General features: G+C 61.5%; 19 protein-coding genes. 11 read left to right on the forward strand and 8 right to left on the reverse strand.

The annotated features are described in order from the left end of the window. The 8 genes from ACIP8I_RS14785 to ACIP8I_RS14820 form a co-directional block, all read left to right on the forward strand. The coding region (locus ACIP8I_RS14785) for a thiamine pyrophosphate-dependent enzyme (protein WP_400762039.1) at positions 1-392 on the forward strand (392 nt) is incomplete at its 5' end. A gap of 176 nt (positions 393-568) precedes the next feature. Then, positions 569-1,351, forward strand: coding sequence for a hydroxypyruvate isomerase (gene hyi, locus ACIP8I_RS14790; protein WP_007961652.1), 783 nt, complete (start codon positions 569-571; stop codon positions 1,349-1,351). A gap of 201 nt (positions 1,352-1,552) precedes the next feature. After that, complete coding sequence (locus ACIP8I_RS14795) at positions 1,553-2,446, forward strand: 2-hydroxy-3-oxopropionate reductase (protein ID WP_329699247.1); 894 nt, start codon at positions 1,553-1,555, stop codon at positions 2,444-2,446. 170 nt (positions 2,447-2,616) lie between these two features. Beyond that, on the forward strand, positions 2,617-3,891 hold the full coding sequence (locus tag ACIP8I_RS14800) for a glycerate kinase (protein ID WP_145592999.1): 1,275 nt from the start codon (positions 2,617-2,619) through the stop codon (positions 3,889-3,891). Continuing rightward, positions 3,888-5,303: a pyruvate kinase gene (gene pyk, locus ACIP8I_RS14805; protein ID WP_095667159.1), complete on the forward strand. Its 1,416-nt coding sequence runs from the start codon at positions 3,888-3,890 to the stop codon at positions 5,301-5,303. Before ACIP8I_RS14800 ends, pyk begins: the two co-directional genes overlap by 4 nt. 212 nt (positions 5,304-5,515) lie before the next feature. Then, positions 5,516-6,430 (forward strand): urea transporter, encoded by a 915-nt coding sequence (locus ACIP8I_RS14810; protein ID WP_400762042.1) that lies wholly within the window; start codon positions 5,516-5,518, stop codon positions 6,428-6,430. A gap of 21 nt (positions 6,431-6,451) precedes the next feature. After that, on the forward strand, positions 6,452-7,276 hold the full coding sequence (locus ACIP8I_RS14815) for an ion transporter (protein WP_047292605.1): 825 nt from the start codon (positions 6,452-6,454) through the stop codon (positions 7,274-7,276). 181 nt (positions 7,277-7,457) lie between these two features. Continuing rightward, entirely contained in the window at positions 7,458-8,453 is a 996-nt protein-coding gene (locus ACIP8I_RS14820; RefSeq protein WP_007961659.1) for a sulfate ABC transporter substrate-binding protein, read from the forward strand. Between the two features lie 238 nt (positions 8,454-8,691). Here the strand turns inward: ACIP8I_RS14820 and ACIP8I_RS14825 are convergent, their stop codons facing one another. Continuing rightward, complete coding sequence (locus ACIP8I_RS14825; protein WP_400762045.1) at positions 8,692-9,312, reverse strand: hypothetical protein; 621 nt, start codon at positions 9,310-9,312, stop codon at positions 8,692-8,694. Positions 9,313-9,555: 243 nt separating this feature from the next. Here ACIP8I_RS14825 and ACIP8I_RS14830 point away from each other — a divergent pair, with 243 nt between their 5' ends. Further along, positions 9,556-10,743, forward strand: a complete 1,188-nt coding sequence (locus ACIP8I_RS14830; protein WP_400762046.1) for an MFS transporter — start codon at positions 9,556-9,558, stop codon at positions 10,741-10,743. Between the two features lie 63 nt (positions 10,744-10,806). On the opposite strand, the gene ACIP8I_RS14835 is transcribed toward ACIP8I_RS14830, so the two are convergent. After that, a complete protein-coding gene (locus tag ACIP8I_RS14835) occupies positions 10,807-11,211 on the reverse strand; it encodes a type II toxin-antitoxin system HicB family antitoxin (protein WP_007961664.1) in 405 nt (134 codons plus the stop codon). Then, positions 11,211-11,423, reverse strand: coding sequence for a type II toxin-antitoxin system HicA family toxin (locus tag ACIP8I_RS14840; RefSeq protein ID WP_007961665.1), 213 nt, complete (start codon positions 11,421-11,423; stop codon positions 11,211-11,213). The genes ACIP8I_RS14835 and ACIP8I_RS14840 overlap by 1 nt, the downstream gene beginning before the upstream one ends. Positions 11,424-11,706: 283 nt before the next feature. Between ACIP8I_RS14840 and ACIP8I_RS14845 the strand changes: the two genes are divergently transcribed. Both ACIP8I_RS14845 and ACIP8I_RS14850 read left to right on the forward strand, forming a co-directional pair. Beyond that, complete coding sequence (locus ACIP8I_RS14845; RefSeq protein WP_400762049.1) at positions 11,707-12,594, forward strand: LysR family transcriptional regulator; 888 nt, start codon at positions 11,707-11,709, stop codon at positions 12,592-12,594. Between the two features lie 83 nt (positions 12,595-12,677). Then, positions 12,678-13,145: a helix-turn-helix domain-containing protein gene (locus ACIP8I_RS14850; protein WP_400762130.1), complete on the forward strand. Its 468-nt coding sequence runs from the start codon at positions 12,678-12,680 to the stop codon at positions 13,143-13,145. Positions 13,146-13,250: 105 nt separating this feature from the next. On the opposite strand, the gene ACIP8I_RS14855 is transcribed toward ACIP8I_RS14850, so the two are convergent. Genes ACIP8I_RS14855 through ACIP8I_RS14875 form a run of 5 tightly spaced genes read right to left on the reverse strand, consistent with a single transcriptional unit; the run spans position 13,251 to position 17,867 of the window. Further along, on the reverse strand, positions 13,251-13,655 hold the full coding sequence (locus ACIP8I_RS14855; RefSeq protein ID WP_123586083.1) for a hypothetical protein: 405 nt from the start codon (positions 13,653-13,655) through the stop codon (positions 13,251-13,253). Positions 13,656-13,679: 24 nt separating this feature from the next. Next, positions 13,680-14,882, reverse strand: coding sequence for a c-type cytochrome biogenesis protein CcmI (gene ccmI / locus ACIP8I_RS14860; RefSeq protein ID WP_400762050.1), 1,203 nt, complete (start codon positions 14,880-14,882; stop codon positions 13,680-13,682). Continuing rightward, positions 14,879-15,349 (reverse strand): cytochrome c-type biogenesis protein, encoded by a 471-nt coding sequence (locus ACIP8I_RS14865; RefSeq protein WP_400762052.1) that lies wholly within the window; start codon positions 15,347-15,349, stop codon positions 14,879-14,881. Before ACIP8I_RS14865 ends, ccmI begins: the two co-directional genes overlap by 4 nt. Further along, positions 15,346-15,882 carry a DsbE family thiol:disulfide interchange protein gene (locus ACIP8I_RS14870; protein ID WP_095139393.1) on the reverse strand — a complete coding sequence of 179 codons (537 nt, stop codon included), beginning with the start codon at positions 15,880-15,882 and terminating at the stop codon, positions 15,346-15,348. Before ACIP8I_RS14870 ends, ACIP8I_RS14865 begins: the two co-directional genes overlap by 4 nt. Next, complete coding sequence (locus ACIP8I_RS14875) at positions 15,879-17,867, reverse strand: heme lyase CcmF/NrfE family subunit (protein ID WP_007961671.1); 1,989 nt, start codon at positions 17,865-17,867, stop codon at positions 15,879-15,881. The genes ACIP8I_RS14870 and ACIP8I_RS14875 overlap by 4 nt, the downstream gene beginning before the upstream one ends. Positions 17,868-17,869: the final 2 nt, after the last annotated feature.

Genomic DNA, 17,869 nt, shown 5'->3' on the forward strand with positions numbered 1-17,869 from the left:
TCAAACTGCCTTACATCCACGTCGTGGTGAACAACTCGTACCTGGGGCTGATCCGTCAGGCCCAGCGCGGGTTCGAAATGGACTACTGCGTGCAGCTGTCCTTCGATAACCTGAACGCGCCGGAACTCAACGGTTACGGTGTCGACCACGTCGCAGTCGCCGAAGGCCTTGGCTGCAAGGCACTGCGTGTGTTCGAACCAGCGGACATCGCCCCTGCCCTGCGCAAGGCCGAAGAGCTGATCGAAGAGTTCAAGGTGCCGGTGATCGTCGAAATCATTCTGGAGCGTGTGACCAACATCTCCATGGGGACCGAGATCAACGCCGTCAACGAATTCGAAGACCTGGCGCTGGTCGGCAACGACGCGCCAACGGCAATTTCGCTGCTCGACTAACTGCTGACCGCTCTCCCTGTGGGAGCTAGCCATGTGGCGAGGGAGCTTGCTCCCGCTCGGCTGCGAAGCAGTCGTAACGCTTTTGGGGCCGCTGCGCGCCCCAGCGGGAGCAAGCTCCCTCGCCACACAGGCTCGCTCCTACAAGGGGAACCTCACAAGATTTACGGGAGACCACCATGCCGCGTTTCGCAGCCAACCTGTCCATGCTGTTCACCGAACAGGATTTCCTTGCCCGTTTCGACGCCGCCGCCAAGGCCGGTTTCAGTGGTGTGGAATACCTGTTCCCGTACGACTTCAGCTCTGCCGAAATCAAGGCAAAGCTCGATGCCAACGGTCTGACCCAAGTGCTGTTCAACCTGCCGGCCGGTGACTGGGCCAAAGGCGAGCGCGGTATCGCGTGTCTGCCGGATCGCGTTGAAGAGTTCCGCGCCGGGGTCGATCTGGCGATTGCCTACGCGCAAGTGCTGGGCAACACCCAGGTCAACTGCCTGGCCGGTATTCGTCCGCAGGGCGTGGACGATGCCACCGTGGAAAAGACCTTCGTCGCCAACCTCAAGTACGCGGCCGACAAGCTGCAGGCGGCCGGTATCAAACTGGTGATGGAAGCGATCAACACCCGCGACATCCCGGGTTTCTACCTGAACAACACGGCGCAAGCCCTGTCGATTCGCGAGCAGGTCGGCAGCGCCAATCTGTTCCTGCAATACGACATCTACCACATGCAAATCATGGAAGGCGATCTGGCCCGCACCCTGCAATCGCACCTGGCCGAGATCAACCACGTGCAGCTCGCGGACAACCCGGGGCGCAACGAGCCGGGCACCGGTGAGATCAATTACCGCTTCCTGTTCGAACACCTGGATCGCATTGGTTATCAGGGATGGGTGGGTTGCGAGTACAAGCCACTGACCACTACTGAAGCCGGTCTGGGCTGGCTGAAAACCCACAACGCGATCTGACGAACACTGCAAAACCCTTGTGGCGAGGGAGCTTGCTCCCGCCCGGCTGCGAAGCAGTCGTAAACCCTGCACACCGGTTTTGCCTGATACACCGCGATGGATGGTTTTAGGGGTGCTTCGCCCCCCAGTGGGAGCAAGCTCCCTCGCCACAAGGTGTGCCAGGCCCATTATCTGGCTACATAAAAACAAGAGGATTTTCTCATGGCTAAAATCGGATTTATCGGCACCGGCATCATGGGCCACCCAATGGCTTCGAACCTGCAGAAAGCCGGTCACAGCCTGTTCCTGTCGGCGCACCACGACGCCGCTCCAGCCGATCTGGTGGCCGCTGGCGCCGTCGCCCTGGCCAACCCGCGCGAAGTGGCGCAGGAAGCTGAATTCATCATCGTCATGGTGCCGGATACCCCGCAGGTCGACGACGTGCTGTTCCGCGCTGACGGCGTTGCCGCCGGCCTTGGCAAAGGCAAAGTGGTGATCGACATGAGTTCGATCTCGCCGACCGCCACCAAGGCCTTCGCCAAGAAGATCAACGAGAAAGGCGCGCAATACCTTGACGCCCCGGTATCCGGCGGTGAAGTCGGCGCCAAGGCGGCGACCCTGAGCATCATGGTCGGTGGCGACGCCGATGCCTTCGAACGCGCCCTGCCGCTGTTCCAGGCCATGGGCAAGAACATCACCCTGGTCGGTGGCAATGGCGACGGTCAGACCGCCAAAGTGGCGAACCAGATCATCGTTGCCCTGAACATTCAGGCCGTGGCGGAAGCCCTGCTGTTCGCCTCGAAAAACGGTGCTGATCCGGCCAAAGTGCGTGAAGCACTGATGGGCGGTTTCGCTTCGTCGAAGATCCTCGAAGTGCACGGCGAGCGCATGATCAAGGGCACCTTCGACCCAGGCTTCCGCATCAGCCTGCACCAGAAGGACCTGAACCTGGCCCTGCAAGGCGCCAAGGAGCTGAACATCAACCTGCCGAACACCGCCAACGCCCAGCAAGTGTTCAGCACCTGCGCGGCCATCGGTGGCAGCAACTGGGACCACTCGGCGCTGATCAAGGGCCTGGAACACATGGCCAACTTCTCGATTCGCGACAAAAAATAATCTGCGCTTCTGGCTCGCTCCCTGTGGGAGCGGGCTTGCCCGCGATGGCATCGACTCGGTCCGTCTGAATGACCGCGGCGCCTGAATCGCTGGCAAGCCAGCTCCCACAAGGATCGCGTTGCTGCACCGTTGTCGTTCCATCCCAATAACAAGAATTCCGGGAGCCCGCCATGTCGGTCGATCCGCAACAACTGCTGCGCGAGCTGTTTGCCACAGCCATCGACGCGGCCCATCCGAACCAAGTCCTCGAAGCCCATCTGCCTGCCGATCGCACGGGTCGGGTGATCGTCATCGGTGCCGGCAAGGCCGCCGCTGCCATGGCGCAAGTGGTCGAGCGCAGCTGGCAGGGTGAAGTCTCCGGTCTGGTGGTGACCCGTTACGGTCACGGCGCCCCGTGTGAAAAAATCGAAGTGGTCGAAGCCGCGCACCCGGTGCCGGACGCTGCCGGTCTGGCCGTGGCCAAACGCGTGCTGGAACTGGTCAGCAACCTGAGCGAAGACGACCGCGTGATTTTCCTGCTGTCCGGTGGCGGCTCTGCCCTGCTCGCGCTGCCGGCCGAAGGCATCACCCTCGCTGACAAGCAGTCGATCAACAAAGCTCTGCTCAAATCCGGCGCGACCATCGGCGAGATGAACTGCGTGCGCAAGCACCTCTCGGCGATCAAAGGCGGACGCCTGGGCAAGGCCTGCTGGCCTGCCACGGTTTACACCTACGCGATTTCCGATGTGCCGGGCGACCTCGCCACGGTCATCGCCTCCGGTCCGACCGTGGCCGACCCAAGCACCTCCGCCGAAGCCCTGGCGATCCTCAAGCGCTACGGCATCGAAGTCCCGGCCTCGGTGCGCACCTGGCTGCAAAGCCCGGAATCGGAAACCGTCAAACCCGGCGATCCAAGCCTGGCCCGCAGCCACTTCCAGCTGATCGCCCGCCCGCAGCAATCGCTGGATGCCGCGGCGGTGAAATGCCGTCAGGCCGGTTTCAGCACGCTGATCCTCGGCGACCTCGAAGGTGAATCCCGCGAAGTGGCGAAAGTCCACGCCGGCATCGCCCGGCAGATCATCAACCACGGGCAGCCACTGGCAGCGCCGTGCGTGATTCTCTCCGGCGGCGAAACCACCGTGACCGTGCGCGGCAATGGCCGTGGCGGACGCAACGCCGAATTCCTCCTCAGCCTCACCGACAGCCTCAAGGGCCAGCCCGGCGTCTACGCGCTGGCCGGCGACACCGACGGCATCGACGGCTCGGAAGACAACGCCGGCGCGATCATGACCCCGGACAGCTACGCCCGCGCCGCCGCCCTCGGTTTGAGCGCCAGCGACGAGCTGGATAACAACAACGGTTACGGCTACTTCGAGGCGCTCGACGCGCTGATCGTCACCGAGCCGACCCGCACCAACGTCAACGACTTCCGCGCCATCCTGATCCTTGAGAACTGCAAATCATGACGCCTGATAAAAAGGTCAAAATCCTCGCCACCCTCGGGCCTGCCGTCGATGGCATCGAAGACATCCGTGAACTGGTCGAGGCCGGGGTCAACATCTTCCGCCTGAACTTCAGCCACGGCGATCACGCCGACCACGCCAAGCGCTATCAGTGGATCCGCGAGGTCGAGCGCCAGCTCAACTATCCGCTCGGGATCCTGATGGACTTGCAGGGGCCCAAACTGCGCGTCGGCAAGTTCGCCGACGGCAAGGTGCAGCTGCATCGCGGTCAGGCGTTTCGCCTCGATCTGGACGCCACACCGGGTGATGAACGCCGAGTGAATCTGCCGCATCCGGAGATCATCGCCGCGCTCGAAGCGGGCATGGATCTGCTGCTGGATGACGGCAAACTGCGCCTGCGCGTAGTCAGCAAATACACCGACGCGATCGACACCACCGTGCTCGCCGGCGGTGAACTGTCGGACCGCAAAGGCGTCAACGTGCCGCAAGCGGTGCTCGACCTCAGCCCACTGACGGCCAAGGATCGCCGCGACCTGAGCTTCGGTCTGGAGCTGGGTGTGGATTGGGTGGCGCTGTCGTTCGTGCAGCGCCCGCAAGACATTCTTGAAGCCCGCGAACTGATCGGCGACAAAGCCTTTCTGATGGCGAAAATCGAGAAGCCGTCGGCGGTTGAGCAACTGCGCGAAATCGCCCAGTTGAGCGACGCGATCATGGTCGCTCGCGGCGATCTCGGTGTGGAAGTGCCGGCGGAAAGCGTGCCGCAAATTCAGAAGAACATCATCAGCACCTGCCGCGAACTGGGTAAACCGGTGGTGGTGGCGACGCAGATGCTCGAATCGATGCGTTTCTCCCCGGCACCGACCCGCGCCGAAGTCACCGACGTCGCCAACGCCGTGGCCGAAGGCGCGGATGCGGTGATGCTCTCGGCCGAAACCGCGTCCGGTGAATACCCGCTGGAAGCGGTGCAGATGATGAGCAAGATCATCCGCCAGGTGGAAAACGGCCCCGACTATCAGACTCAGCTCGACGTCAGCCGACCGAAAGCCGAGGCGACCGTATCCGATGCGATCAGTTGCGCGATCCGCCGCATCAGCAATGTGCTGCCGGTGGCGGTGCTGGTCAACTACAGCGAGTCGGGCGCTTCGACATTGCGCGCGGCACGGGAACGGCCGAAAGCACCGATCCTCAACCTGACGCCGAACCTGCAGACCGCGCGGCGTTTGAGCGTGGCGTGGGGCATTCATTCGGTGGTCAACGATCGCCTGCGTCAGGTCGATGAAGTGTGTTCGACCGCGCTGGAAATCGCTCAGGCGCAAGGCATGGCCGAGCGTGGCGATACGTTGCTGATCACTGCCGGTGTGCCGTTCGGGCAGCCGGGGTCGACTAATTCGCTGCGGATCGAAACATTGATCTGACCCATATTTTTGATGTGAATACAAAACCTGTGGTGAGGGAGCTTGCTCCCGCTCGGCTGCGCAGCAGTCGTCGCTTTTAGGGCATGACGGTTTTCACAGAAGAGCCGCATTAACCCATTTTGGGGCCGCTTCGCGACCCAGCGGGAGCAAGCTCCCTCGCCACGGTTATTGGCAAGACCCTTTGATTGTCCAACTGCCCAGATTTTTTCAACATGCCTGCCAATCATTTCAACACCCACTGCCCCGACTGGGCCGAGGCTTTGCTCAACGGTTTCAGTCAGATATTCCTCCAGCGCCATCCGCTGTGCGGCCTATTGTGCCTGCTGGCGATCCTGCTCACCGCGCCGGTACTGTTTGCCGGCGCGTTGCTCGGTGCCGTCGCCGGATTGCTCACCGCGCAACGGCGCAACTATGCCAAGGCGGATCGTCAGGCCGGGTTGTTCAGCTACAACGGCGTGCTGCTCGGCCTGTTGTTGAGCCTGTATTTCCCCTGGTCACCGATGCTGCCGCCGCTGATTCTGGCAGCCGGTGGTCTCAGTGCGATGGTCACTCAGCAGTGGCTCAAGCATGTGTATCGCAGCCGTTCCATACCGGCTTACACCTCGCCGTTCGTGGCCATCAGCTGGATCCTGTTGCTGTTCGCCGAACCGTCCGCGCCGATGGCGCACATCGAGATGAACACGCTGAACCTGCTCGCCGCTGAACTGCGTGGGTTGGGCCAAGTGATGTTCCTCGGTCATCCGCTGGCCGGCGCATTGATCGGCATTGGCCTGTTGGTCGCTGATCGCCGGGCGTTCTGCTGGGCATTGCTCGCGTCGGCTATCGGCCTGGCGTCGAGCCTGCTGCACCACGAAAGCAGCACCGCGTTGCTGGGGCTGGGCAGTTACAACGCGGTGCTCGCCGCCCTCGCCTTCAGTGCGCAGCGCCAACAACCGTGGCTGCCGCTGGTGGGCATCGTCCTTGCGCTGCTGGTCACGCCGCTGTTTGCTGCCATTGGCCTGGCGACGCTGACCGCGCCGTTCATCCTCGCCGGCTGGCTGATCCGCGCCGGGATCCAGATGCTCGGCAAAGCGGCCGTCGACGCCACGCCTTGCGCACAGGGGGACAATCAACCTAGGCTGCGCTGATCTTCAATTCAGGCGTTATCCATGGACAGCAGCAACAGTTGGCGCGAACGGCTTTACGTGATGATTTTCCAGAGCGACACCCTCGCCGGGCGGCGCTTCGACGGCACCTTGCTGTTGATCATCCTCGCCAGCCTGGTGGTGGTGATGCTCGACAGCATCGACAGCATTCACCAGAACTATGCCGATGTGCTGGCCTACATCGAGTGGGGCTTCACCGTGATCTTTCTCGGTGAATACATCCTGCGCCTGTACTGCTCACCGAAACCGTTGCGCTACGCCTTCAGTTTCTACGGACTGGTGGATCTGCTGGCGATCGTGCCCGGAATTCTGGCGCTGTATTACAGCGATGCGCAGTACCTGCTGATCATCCGCATCATCCGCATGCTGCGGATCTTCCGCGTGCTCAAGCTCAGCCCGTACCTCAAGCAAGCCAACTACCTGATGTCGGCGCTGCGCGGCAGCAAGCAGAAGATCGTGGTGTTTCTGGTCAGCGTCTGCACCCTGGTGACGGTGTTCGGCACCCTGATGTACGTGATCGAAGGCCCGGAACATGGCTTCACCAGCATCCCCAAAGGCATCTATTGGGCTATCGTGACCCTGACCACCGTCGGCTTCGGCGACATCGTGCCCAAGACCCCGTTGGGCCAGGTGATTTCCTCGCTGGTGATGATCACCGGTTACTCGATCATCGCCGTGCCCACCGGGATTTTCACTGCAGAACTGGCCAACGCCATGCGCGGCGAACAACTGCAGCACGACTGCCCGGTGTGCAAGAAAAACAGCCATGAACATGGCGCGGCGTTCTGCTCACGATGCGGTAATGCGCTGTTCAAGAAATTGGAATAAGCACAGAGCTTTTTAATCTTTAAACGACTATGCGTGCCCCGTTATAGTCAGTGGCAATTAAACATCACCCCCTGTAGGAGCTGCCGCAGGCTGCGATCTTTTGATCCTGATCTTCTAAAAACAAGATCAAAAGATCGCAGCCTTCGGCAGCTCCTACACAAAACAAAACAAGGAATGCGCAGTGAAAAAACTCTTTGGCGCCTCACTTCTCGCCGCCGGTCTCGCCTTTGGCAGCGTGGCTCAAGCCGCACCGACCCTGCTCAACGTCTCCTACGACGTGATGCGCGATTTCTACAAGGACTACAACACTGCGTTCCAGAAACACTGGCAGGCCGAGCACAACGAAAACATCACGGTGCAGATGTCCTTCGGCGGTTCGAGCAAGCAGGCGCGATCGGTGATCGATGGTCTGCCGGCTGACGTCATCACCATGAACATGGCAACCGACATCAACGCCCTCGCCGACAACGGCAAACTGGTGCCGGAAAACTGGGTCACCCGCCTGCCGAACAACAGCGCGCCGTTCACCTCGGCCACGGTGTTCATCGTGCGCAAAGGCAACCCGAAAGCCCTGAAAGACTGGCCCGACCTGCTCAAGGACGGCGTGCAGGTGATCGTGCCGAACCCGAAAACTTCGGGCAATGGCCGCTACACCTACCTCTCGGCTTGGGGCTACGTGCTGAAGAACGGCGGTGACGAGAACAAGGCCAAGGACTTCGTCGGCAAACTGTTCAAGCAAGCGCCGGTGCTCGATACCGGTGGCCGCGCCGCGACCACCACGTTCATGACCAACCAGATCGGCGACGTGCTGGTGACCTTCGAGAACGAGGCCGAGATGATCGCTCGCGAATTCGGTCGCGATCAGTTCGAAGTGATCTACCCAAGCGTCTCCGCCGAAGCCGAGCCACCGGTGTCGGTGGTCGACAAAGTAGTCGACAAGAAAGGCACCCGCGCTGCCGCCGATGAATACCTGAAGTACCTGTGGTCGCCGGAAGGCCAGGAAATCGCCGCCGCCAACTACCTGCGCCCACGGGATCCGGCGGTGCTGGCGAAGTACACCGACCGCTTCCCGAAAGTCGACTTTCTGTCGGTGGAAAAGACCTTCGGCGACTGGCGCTCGGTGCAGAAGACTCACTTCAATGATGGCGGGATCTTTGATCAGATCTACAGCCAGTAAGATTTGGCGGACATGAAAAAGGCGACCCTCAGTGGTCGCCTTTTTCATGGCAGTTTTGCCCTCACCCCAGCCCTCTCCCGGAGGGAGAGGGGGCCGACCGAGGTGTCTGGCGAGTTACATCGACCTGAAAGACCTTATAGATTATGGATTCGGCAACGCAGTTTCAGGTCGGCGTATTGCTTCAGCATCCCCCAATCAGTCCCCTCTCCCTCCGGGAGAGGGTTAGGGTGAGGGGCTTTTACATCGGCGGCGTGACGCCATCCTTGCCAGCGGAAATCGATTGCGCCGTTAATGTGCCGTCGGCGTCCTGGGTGACGAAGCTGACAATTTTCACCCCGACCTTCAGCAAACTCCGATCCCCCGGCGTCAGATTGACGATCGGTACATCCTCCGGCACCAGGATCTTCTGCTGCCCGCCCTTGTAGTTGACGGTCAGCACCCGTCCATTGCTCACCACCAGATCGCCGACGCTGCCATTGGTCATGCTGCTGCCCTTGGCCAGATCAAAGGGCCGATGGCCGTCACCGCTGCCGGCCAGTTCCGGCGGGAATACGTGCACTTCCATTGCCTTGAGGGTGCCATCTTCCTGCGGCATGGCGGCCGAACCGATGTAGCTGCCGGGCTTGATGTCCTCGATATTGGCCAGGGTGACGGCGCGAACCTTGGTGTCCGGGTTCAACCGGATCACCACGTTCTCGCCGCTGTTGACGTGGACTTTCAGCGAGTCGGCGCTGACCCCGGTGATCTCGCCGCGCACGCCGAGCCGCGTACCCGGGGCATCAGCGGCCTGCACCGCATTGGCACTGAGCAGGCCGATCAAGGCAATCGTGGTGGTGTGACGCAGCAGCTGGCGCAACATGGCAATCCTCCGGTGATGAACAGTAAAAGCGCAGCGGTAAACATAAGCACGCTATCGAAGAAGATGTAAGTGAATGTATCATCTGCCCTCCCCGGCCGGACGCAAGGTTCGCCGATGGACGACACCGCCGCTGAAGCCAATTATTCCGCAACGGAATAACTGCTATCGATACAAGGCTTCTACCGCCGCTCCGGTGCGTCCCTTAGCCTCACCGCATTCCCTTTCGCTGGATCGAGAAACCTTATGAACGCCACAACTCACGCAATGACCCGAGGCATGGTGCTGCTGTTCGCCTTCTGCTGCGGCGCGATCGTCGCCAACATTTACTACGCGCAGCCGATCATCGGCCTGATCGCGCCGGACATCGGTCTCTCCGACACCATGGCTAGTTTTATCGTCTCGCTGACGCAGATCGGTTATGCGCTGGGCCTGTTCTTCCTGGTGCCGCTGGGCGACCTGCTGGAAAACCGCCGGCTGATGATCATCACCACTGTAGTGGCGATTGCCAGCCTGCTCGGTGCAGCGTTCACCAGCCAGCCGAATGTGTTTTTGCTGATCTCGTTGCTGGTGGGCTTCAGTTCGGTGTCGGTGCAGATCCTGATTCCGCTGGCCGCGCATCTGGCGCCGGAAGAATCCCGTGGCCGGGTGGTCGGCGGGATCATGGGCGGCCTGCTGCTGGGCATCCTGCTGGCGCGGCCGGTGTCGAGCGTAGTGGCTGACCATTTCGGCTGGCGTGCGATGTTCATGATTGCTGCGGCGTTGATGGCGGCGATCAGCGTGGTGCTGGCGTTGACCGTGCCCAAGCGTCAACCGGATCACAGCGCTACATACGGCCAACTGATCGGCTCGCTGTGGACGCTGCTGCGCCAGCAACCGGTGCTGCGTCAGCGAGCGTTTTATCAGGGCTGCATGTTCGCCACCTTCAGTCTGTTCTGGACCGCGGTGCCGCTGGAACTGGCGCGCAACCATGGCCTGTCGCAAAGCGAGATCGCGATCTTCGCCCTGGTCGGCGCCATCGGTGCCATCGCCGCGCCGATCAGCGGCCGCCTGGCTGACGCCGGCCACACCCGCATCGCTTCACTGCTGGCCATGCTGTTCGCCAGCCTGAGCTTCCTGCCGGCCTTCATTCACCCGGCCTACAGCGTGATCGGCCTGGCCGTGACCGGCGTGGTACTGGACTTCTGCGTACAGATGAACATGGTCCTCGGCCAGCGCGCGGTCTACTCGCTGGACGCCAAAAGCCGTGGTCGCCTGAATGCGCTGTACATGACCAGCATCTTCATCGGCGGCGCCTTCGGCTCGTCGGTCGCCAGTGCGGTGTATGAGCATGGCGGCTGGTTGTGGATCGTGATTGTCGGTAGCGCGTTCCCGCTGCTGGCGCTGTTGCGATTCTTGAGTGTTTCGCAGCGTGGCTCATTGGCAACGGCGTAAGACGTCAAAAGCATCGCGCTCGCTCCCACAGGTTGCTCGCTGGGCCTATGGGAGCGATGACGCTTAATAGCGAACCAGTTTTTCCATCGCCGCATCCGCCAGAAACGAAGAGCGGCTTTTGACATTGTGTTCACGCACATAGCGATCGATGCGCTGGATCACGTAGCCTGGCAACGTCACGTTGACCTTCTCGGTTTTGCCCATGTACGGCGAGATATCCAGCTCGAGCATCCCCCAGCCCATGTCGGCAAACTCCGGATTATTGCGATGCGCCGCTGCCGACGTCGGCATCGGAATCGATTCCCCGTCCGCCGCCATCTCCTGCAACATGAGATGGGCGACTTCAACGGCTGCGTTGTAGGCATCCTCAAAGGTATCCCCGGCTGTGACGGCGCCGGGAATGTCAGGTATCTGAATACCGATGGCGGTGTTGTCGTCACCCCATTCGATGCAGATCGGATATTGCATTATGGATCTCCCTTGTTGCTGGCTGGCGGGTGGTACAACCCGGCACGCCTCCTGATGCTTTTGACCGTCCCCAACGGTAAATCCTTTTTCGGGTGGGGAACGGGAATGGTGTAAGGGTTGTAACGGTGAGTGAAGATGTGATGACTGCCGGTGACTCGATCCAGCGTCCAGCCTGCTTCCTCCAGCTCCTTGATCAATAGCCTGCTTTGCACCTGGCGCCTCCTTGCTCCGGCCGAATTAAAGTAACTCTAGAGTTATCTTTACTCAAGCACATAAATCTGCAGGACGACGTTCGGTTGTTTTACCGCATGTGATTGAATGGACGCGGATTACACTCAGCACCCTGTTCCCTGTTCCCTGTTCCCTGTGGGAGCGAGCTTGCTCGCGAAGGCGCCTGATCAGTTAATACATCTGCTGAATGTCAGACCGTATTCGCGAGCAAGCTCGCTCCCACAGGGCTCCTCTGAATGCTTCAAGATTGCACAAGGACTCGAGATGGACCGCCTCGCCGCCATGGAAACCTTCGTCTGCGTGGTCGAAACCGGCTCGTTTTCCGCCGCCGCCCGACGCCTGAATATCGGCCAGCCCGCCGTGTCGAAAACCATCGCTCAACTGGAGAAACGCCTGGCGGTCAGCCTGCTGCTGCGCTCGACCCGTGGCCTGACGCCAACCGAGGCGGGGCTGGCGTTTTTCGAGCGGGCCAGACGCGCCATCGATGAAGCCAACGAAGCCGATAACGCCGCCCGTGGCAGCGCCGGCGGATTGCGCGGCAACTTGCGGATCAGCGCTGCGGTGACTTTCGGTCGCCTGCACGTCGTGCCGCAGTTGGGCCCGTTTCTCGATCAGCATCCGCAATTGAACATCGATCTGATGCTCGACGACCGCAACATCAATCTGGTGGAAGAAGGCATCGACGTCGCCCTGCGCATGGGTCCGCTCAGCGACTCCAGCCTCACCGCGCGCAAGATCGCCGACTGCCGCCGCGTGGTCCTCGGCACCCCGGCGTACTTTGCTCGCCACGGCGAACCCAGCCGCCCTGCCGATCTGGATCAGCACCAAGGCATCGTCTACAACCTCAGCGGTGGCGCGACCTGGACGTTCATCCGAGGTAACGAACAACAGACGCAAACCCTGACCGGCCGCCTGCGGGTCAGCGCCGCCGAGGGTTTGCGCGCGGCCGTGTTTGCCGATCAGGGCCTGACCATCGCCTCGCAATGGATGTTCGCCCCAGAACTGGCGAGTGGTGCGGTCAGGGCGGTGATGGGTGATTGGGCGTTGCCGGATCAGGACTTGTGGGCAGTGTTTCCGACGGGGCGGATGGTCAGTGCGAAGGCGCGGGCGTTTGTGGAGTACATGGAAAATCTGCTGAAACACCTGACCTGAATCGAATCTGTTTCGTTTATTGCGATTTTCGTTTAATTCGAATAACGTTTCTGCATCCTCTATTCAGAATGCTGGAATTCATTATGTCGATTGTCCTTCACCCCTCTCTCAACCTCCCTGTGGAGCGCGAAGTCAAAGCCGCAATCGAAGGCAGACGCGCGCTCAACGCCTACCTCGCGACCCGATTCGAAACCCAGCACATTCAGATTTTCGACGAGCAGAACCAGGCACATCAGGTCGAGTTACCCACCTCTGCACTGCGGTTGCTGGTGGACATTCTGGCGGAGCTGGCTGAAGGCAATGCCGTCCAAGTCGTACCGGTGCATGCCGAGCTGACCACTCAGGAAGCTGCAGACATGCTCAATGTCTCACGCCCGCACCTGATAAAACTGCTGGAAAGCGGCGAGTTGTCCTACCACAAAACCGGCAAGCACCGACGTGTGCGTTTCGCCGATTTGATGGACTATAAAACCCGGCGCGACACCGCCAGCGAGCAGGCAATGGCGCTTCTCGCGGAGCAGGCACAGGCGTTAAGGACAGGATACGAGTGAGGCATTCACCAGTTCGGGCGCTAAGCGCCTATCGTGCGATTCTCTGAATAATCATTTTGTGAACCCAGACAAAAAAACGGCGATCCAGAGATCGCCGCTTTTTCATCACTGCCCGAACTGCTTGCCCAACCCCGGTGGCACGCCGTGGATGTCGGTGTCTTCCCATGGGCCGTTGGGGCTGACGGAGCGGGTCCAGCCGTTGTTCCAGCGGAAGTAGGTGCGCTGGCGGTAGAAGGTGTTGGGCTGGTCGTCGAGGACGTAGACGCCGAGTTTCTGGTCCCAGTGGCTGTTGCCGCCCGGTGGCGGGGCGAAGCTGGCCGAGGTGCGTGGGACTGGCTTGGACGGTTTGGCCGGAATGCTTTTGCCCGGGGTCGGCGAGGTCGACGGGGTCGGGCTCGGTTGTGACGGCGGGATCGGCGGCAGGCTGGTGGTCGGTTCCGGTCGGTGCACCGCACAGGCGCTCATGCCCAGGGCCATGGTGATGACTGCGATTCGGGCGAGACTGTGCATGGCGGTGCGTTCCTGTTGTTCCGGTTATTGGTCCGGGCTGTCGATGGTCAGTGTTTGCGGCGCGGTGGTGCTGCTGGCCAGCGGGCCGCTGCGACCTACCCACTCCCCGGCGGTCGGTTGACCGGCACGGGAGATGCGCGCAACCAGTTGGACTTCAGGAAAGTTCGACAGTTTCAACTGCGGCATCATGGCGTCGGCATCGCCCAGTTCGACGGTCACCGGCAGATCGGCCACGGTCAGGCGCTTGGCCGCCAGCGGCGCCGGCGGGCCGGAAACGGCGCGGGCGAAGATGAACACGCTGTCGCCCGGTTGCACCTTGCCCTTGAGTTCACTGGCCAGATCCACGCGCACCTTGAGCAGCGCGGCAGCCTTGGCGGCCGGGCTCGCAGCGACCTTGCCACCACTGGCTTCAAGCCGTTCGGTGGCACGATTGATGCCGCCCTGCAGGGCTTCGCGGGATTTGTCGTCCTCTGGCAATTGCGCCAGCAAACGGTTCCAGTAATCGATGGCTTGCTGGTAACGCTCGCCTTCGAACGCGGCGATGCCGAGCAGGCCAAGGCTGGTGACTTCTTTCGGATCGGCTTTCAGCGCTTCGTCGGTCAGGGCCTGGATCTTGTCCGACCACTTCTTGCCATCGGCAAAATACTGCGCCTGTGCCCACTGGCCGAGCAGCTCCGGCTGGCGCCCGGCCAGGTTGGCGGCGCGTTCGAACATCTTCGCCGCGTCCGCCGGGCGATCCTGGGCCATGTAGGTGCGCCCGAGGAAGTACAGGCCTTCCGCCGAATCCGGTTGCGCGGCAACGGCGCGCTCCAGACGCCGGGTCATCTCTTCCATCGACTGCGGCGCCTGGGCAAATTCGCGGGTCAGTTCAACTTTGTCCGCCGCACCGAAATGCAGATACAGCCCCAGGCCCAACACCGGCACCAGCACCGCGGCCAACAACGGCAACGGCTTGCCCAGCTTCGACACACGCGGTGCGGCAACGCCTTCGGTATCGGCGAGCAGCTCACGCGCCGCTTCCGCGCGACCGCTGTCCATTTGCGCCGCATCGAGTACACCTTCGGCCTGCTGCGCTTGCAGTTCGGCGACGCGCTCCTGATACAGCGCCACGTTCAGGGCAGTACGATCCTCTTCACGCTGGGCGCGACGGCCACGCAAAACCGGGATCAGCAGAAAACTCAGGGCGACCAGAAGCAACAGCCCTGCGGCAAGCCAGAAATCAATCATTCTTGGTTTTTATCCAACAGTTGGTCGAGGCGCTGACGCTCTTCGGTGGACAGCGATGGTGGGGGCTCGGTGCGCTGTGCGCGACGCCGGCGAACGATCACTGCGATCACCACCAGACCGCCGAACAACAGGCCGGCCGGGCCGAACCACAGCAGTGCGGTCTTGGCATTGAGCGCCGGTTTGTAGCGGACGAAATCACCGTAGCGATCGACCATGAAATCGATGATCTGCTGATTGTCCTTGCCCTCGCCGAGCATGCGGAAAATCTCTTTGCGCAGGTCGGCGGCAATCGGTGCGTTGGAGTCGGCGATGTCCTGGTTCTGGCACTTGGGGCAACGCAGTTCCTTGGTCAACTCGCGAAAACGCTCGCGATCACCTTCCTTGGCGAACTCGTAAGTGTCGATGGCGGCATGCGCCACGCCGGCCAGACTCAGGCCCAAGACCACGGCAGCGATAAAGCGCTTCATGGCTTGGCCTCGTCGACCAGTGCCTGATATTTGGCTGCGAGTTTTTCGCGCCAGACCTGCTCGTCGATAACCCCAACGTACTTGTCGCGGATGATGCCCTTGGCGTCGATGAAGAAGGTTTCCGGCGCGCCGTACACGCCGAGGTTCAGGCCCAGCGAACCTTCATCGTCACGGATATCCAGCAGGTACGGATTGTGGAATTCGGCCAGCCACTTCAACGCATCGGCGTTGGTGTCCTTGTAGTTGATGCCGTAGATCACCACGCCACGCTCGGCCAGTTTGTTCAGCACCGGGTGCTCGACCCGGCAGGAAATGCACCAGGTGCCCCAGACGTTGACCAGCGCCGGTTTGCCGAGAATGTCAGCCTTGGTCAGGGTCTTGTCGCCCTGCACGTTCGGCAGAGTGAACTCCGGGAAGGGCTTGTTGATCATCGCCGACGGCAGCTCCGCCGGATCGAGGTACAGCCCGCGATAAAGAAACACCGCCACCAGCAGGAAAATCGCCAGGGGTACCAGCATCAACCAACGTCTCATGCAGCCGCTCCTTGCAGGCCGAGGGCTTCACGCACCTTGGCTTTGACCTTGACTCGATAACGCCGATCCAGCGCCGCCAGCAATCCGCCCAGACCGGTCAGCAGCCCGCCGAACCAGATCCAGCGCACGAACGGCTTGACGTGAACCCGCACCGCCCAAGCGCCATTTTCCAGCGGTTCGCCCAGTGCGACGTAGAGATCGCGGGTGAAACCGGCGTCGATCCCGGCCTCGGTCATCATCGAACTCTGCACGGTGTACAGGCGTTTTTCCGGGTGCAGCACGCTGACTTCCTTGCCGTCACGGATCACCCGAATAGTGCCCTTATCGGAGGTGAAGTTCGGCCCTTCGAAGTGCTTGGCGCCCTCGAAGATGAAGTGATAACCGGCCAGATCCATCGACTCGCCCGGCGCCAGACGCAGGTCGCGCTCGGCACTGTTCTGACTCGACAGCACCACACCGAGGGCGCACACGGCGATGCCCAAGTGAGCGATCTGCATGCCCCAGTAGCTGCGGGTCAGGGTTGGCAGACCTTTGATCAGGCCCTTGTGGCGAGTCTTGTCGAAGATGTCGCGCACACCGGCGAGCAGCACCCACGCGGCGAGCAGGAACGTCGCGATCACCGCCCAGTTGAAATCGCCGTAAGCGACACCGGCCACCACCGCCAACGCGACGCTGCCGAGCAGCACGGGAGTCAGCATGTTCGCCAGCCATTTCACCGGGGTGTCCTTCCAGCGGACGATTACGCCGACCGCCATCACCAGCATCAGCAACGCCATCAACGGGATGAACAGCGCGTTGAAATACGGCGGACCTACCGACAGCTTGGCGCCGCTGATCGCATCAAGAATCAGCGGATACAGGGTGCCGAGCAGAATCATCGACGCCGCCACCACCAGCACCAGGTTGTTGCCCAGCAGCAGGGTTTCCCGCGACCACAGGTTGAAGCCGACCTGGCTTTTGACCACCGGCGCACGCAACGCAAACAGCGTCAGCGAACCGCCGACCACGAACAGCAGGAAGATCAGAATGAACACGCCGCGCTCAGGGTCGGACGCGAACGCATGCACCGAAGTCAACACGCCGGAGCGTACGAGGAACGTCCCGAGCAGGCTCAACGAAAATGCAGCAATCGCCAGCAACACCGTCCAGCTCTTGAACACCCCACGTTTTTCCGTGACCGCCAGCGAGTGAATCAGCGCGGTGCCGACCAGCCATGGCATGAACGAGGCGTTTTCCACCGGGTCCCAGAACCACCAGCCGCCCCAGCCGAGCTCGTAGTACGCCCACCACGAACCGAGGGTGATGCCAATGCCGAGGAAGGCCCACGCGACAATCGTCCACGGCCGCGACCAGCGTGCCCAGGCGGCGTCGAGACGACCACCGAGCAGTGCGGCAATGGCGAAGGCGAATGCCACCGAGAAACCCACATAACCCATATAGAGCATCGGTGGATGCACGATCAGGCCGATGTCTTGCAGCAGCGGATTGAGGTCACGACCATCCGCGGGAATCTGCGGCAGGATCCGCGAGAACGGGTTGGAAGTGAGGATCAGGAACAACAGGAAACCGGTGCTGATCATGCCCATCACCGCCAGTACGCGAGCGAGCATGACTTGCGGCAACTGCCGGGAGAACACCGACACGGCGAAGGTCCAGCCACCGAGGATCAACGCCCACAGCAGCAGCGAACCTTCGTGGGCGCCCCACACCGCGCTGAACTTGTAGTACCACGGCAAGGCGCTGTTGGAGTTCATCGCCACGTACCCGACCGAGAAATCGTCGGTCATGAACGCGTAGGTCAGGCAACCGAAGGCAAACAGCAGGAACGCAAACTGACCCCACGCCGCCGGCTGGGCCAAGCCCATCCACATGCGGTCGCCGCGCCACGCGCCGAGCAACGGCACCACGGCCTGCACCAGCGCAAAACACAGCGCCAGAATCATCGCCAGATGACCGAGTTCAGGAATAAACAGTGCAGACGTCATCG

This window comes from Pseudomonas sp. NPDC088414, assembly GCF_044753325.1.
Taxonomy (GTDB): domain Bacteria; phylum Pseudomonadota; class Gammaproteobacteria; order Pseudomonadales; family Pseudomonadaceae; genus Aquipseudomonas.

Coding starts and splice junctions, on each gene's coding strand:
- hyi (WP_007961652.1), top strand. CDS start 569: ATGCCGCGTTTCGCAGCCAACCTGTCCATGCTGTTCACCGAACAGGAT.
- ACIP8I_RS14795 (WP_329699247.1), top strand. CDS start 1,553: ATGGCTAAAATCGGATTTATCGGCACCGGCATCATGGGCCACCCAATG.
- ACIP8I_RS14800 (WP_145592999.1), top strand. CDS start 2,617: ATGTCGGTCGATCCGCAACAACTGCTGCGCGAGCTGTTTGCCACAGCC.
- pyk (WP_095667159.1), top strand. CDS start 3,888: ATGACGCCTGATAAAAAGGTCAAAATCCTCGCCACCCTCGGGCCTGCC.
- ACIP8I_RS14810 (WP_400762042.1), top strand. CDS start 5,516: ATGCCTGCCAATCATTTCAACACCCACTGCCCCGACTGGGCCGAGGCT.
- ACIP8I_RS14815 (WP_047292605.1), top strand. CDS start 6,452: ATGGACAGCAGCAACAGTTGGCGCGAACGGCTTTACGTGATGATTTTC.
- ACIP8I_RS14825 (WP_400762045.1), bottom strand. CDS start 9,312: ATGTTGCGCCAGCTGCTGCGTCACACCACCACGATTGCCTTGATCGGC.
- ACIP8I_RS14830 (WP_400762046.1), top strand. CDS start 9,556: ATGAACGCCACAACTCACGCAATGACCCGAGGCATGGTGCTGCTGTTC.
- ACIP8I_RS14835 (WP_007961664.1), bottom strand. CDS start 11,211: ATGCAATATCCGATCTGCATCGAATGGGGTGACGACAACACCGCCATC.
- ACIP8I_RS14845 (WP_400762049.1), top strand. CDS start 11,707: ATGGACCGCCTCGCCGCCATGGAAACCTTCGTCTGCGTGGTCGAAACC.
- ACIP8I_RS14850 (WP_400762130.1), top strand. CDS start 12,678: ATGTCGATTGTCCTTCACCCCTCTCTCAACCTCCCTGTGGAGCGCGAA.
- ACIP8I_RS14855 (WP_123586083.1), bottom strand. CDS start 13,655: ATGCACAGTCTCGCCCGAATCGCAGTCATCACCATGGCCCTGGGCATG.
- ccmI (WP_400762050.1), bottom strand. CDS start 14,882: ATGATTGATTTCTGGCTTGCCGCAGGGCTGTTGCTTCTGGTCGCCCTG.
- ACIP8I_RS14865 (WP_400762052.1), bottom strand. CDS start 15,349: ATGAAGCGCTTTATCGCTGCCGTGGTCTTGGGCCTGAGTCTGGCCGGC.
- ACIP8I_RS14870 (WP_095139393.1), bottom strand. CDS start 15,882: ATGAGACGTTGGTTGATGCTGGTACCCCTGGCGATTTTCCTGCTGGTG.
- ACIP8I_RS14875 (WP_007961671.1), bottom strand. CDS start 17,867: ATGACGTCTGCACTGTTTATTCCTGAACTCGGTCATCTGGCGATGATT.